Genomic DNA, 1,261 nt, shown 5'->3' with positions numbered 1-1,261 from the left:
GCATGGCTCAGCACGCTGTAGGCCGGTCGTGGGGCCGGCCGGGGGAAGGCGTCGGACGACGTGGCGCGGACCCGCTGCGGATCGAGGCCCCCGGCCTCGAAGATCGCTCGGGCGAGGCCGTGCCACGTCGTCTCGCCGGACGCCGTGCCGTGGTAGGTGCCGGCCGGAGCGTCGGCGTCGATCATCCTCACGAGCAGCTCCGCGAGGTCGCGGGTCCACGTCGGCTGCCCCCGCTGGTCATCGACGACGTCAAGGGTGCCGCGATCTCCGGCCAGGCGGAGCATGGTCGACACGAAGTTCGGCCCGCCCGCGCCATAGAGCCAGGCCGTGCGCACCACCCAGCTGTCCGGGCAGAGGGCACGGACCGCCCACTCGCCTGAGAGCTTGGTGCGTCCATACGCCGACCGTGGTGCGGGAGGGTGCTCAGCGGCATACGGCCGTGTCGCCTGTCCGTCGAAGACGTAGTCGGTGGAGATGTGGGCGACCCGCGCTCCAGCTTGTGCGGCACCCCGCGCGATGTTCGCGGCACCGACCGCGTTGACCGCGAACGCCTGCGCCTCGGCCCGCTCGGCGTCGTCGACGCGGGTCCACGCCGCACAGTTGACGAGCAGGTCGTGTCCGGCGGCCGCGGCGACACACTCGGCGGGCTCGGTGACGTCGAGGTCATAGCGGCCCATCGCGGTGACGACGTGCCCCGCTGCACGGAGGGCGGGGACCAGGTCGTGCGCGAGCATGCCGGTCGCGCCGGTGACGAGGATGCGCAGGGACGCGCTCACCGGCCGAGCCGCGCGTAGGTGCGCTCGGCGGCGACCTTCGCGTCCCTCCACCACGACTCGTTGGCCCGATACCAGTCGATCGTCTGGGCGAGCCCCGCACGAAGGTCGGGGTAGCGCGGCCGCCAGTCGGTCTCGCGTCGCAGCTTCGTCGCATCGATCGCATAGCGCAGGTCGTGGCCCGGGCGGTCGTCGACGTGCTCGAACCAGTCGGACGGCCTGTCCATCAGCTCGAGCAGCATGGCGACGATCTCGAGGTTGTTGCGCTCCCCGTCCGCCCCGATGAGATACGTCTCGCCGAGGCGTCCCTGCTCGAGGATCGCGATGACCGCGTCGTTGTGGTCGTCCACGTGGATCCAGTCGCGCACGTTGAGCCCGGACCCGTAGACCTTGGGTCGCGTGCCCTCGAGGATGTTCGTGATCTGACGGGGGATGAACTTCTCGACGTGCTGGCGGGGGCCGTAGTTGTTGGAGCAGTTCGACACCGT

Annotated in this window: 2 protein-coding genes; both read right to left on the bottom strand. The window is 70.9% G+C overall.

Annotation, left to right across the window (positions count from 1 at the left end; genetic code table 11):
- Positions 1 to 734 (bottom strand): dTDP-4-dehydrorhamnose reductase (gene rfbD, locus LOY02_RS18100; RefSeq protein WP_317183768.1); only part of this gene is annotated, 734 nt, incomplete at its 3' end.
- Positions 735 to 772: 38 nt separating this feature from the next.
- Positions 773 to 1,261, bottom strand: a 489-nt coding sequence (locus LOY02_RS18095; protein WP_317183764.1) for a dTDP-glucose 4,6-dehydratase, incomplete at its 5' end; no start/stop codon positions are given.

This window comes from Intrasporangium sp., assembly GCF_032907665.1.
Classification (GTDB): domain Bacteria; phylum Actinomycetota; class Actinomycetes; order Actinomycetales; family Dermatophilaceae; genus Intrasporangium.
The sequence above is the reverse complement of the archived record's forward strand: the minus strand, read 5'-3'. Positions and strand labels throughout refer to the sequence as shown.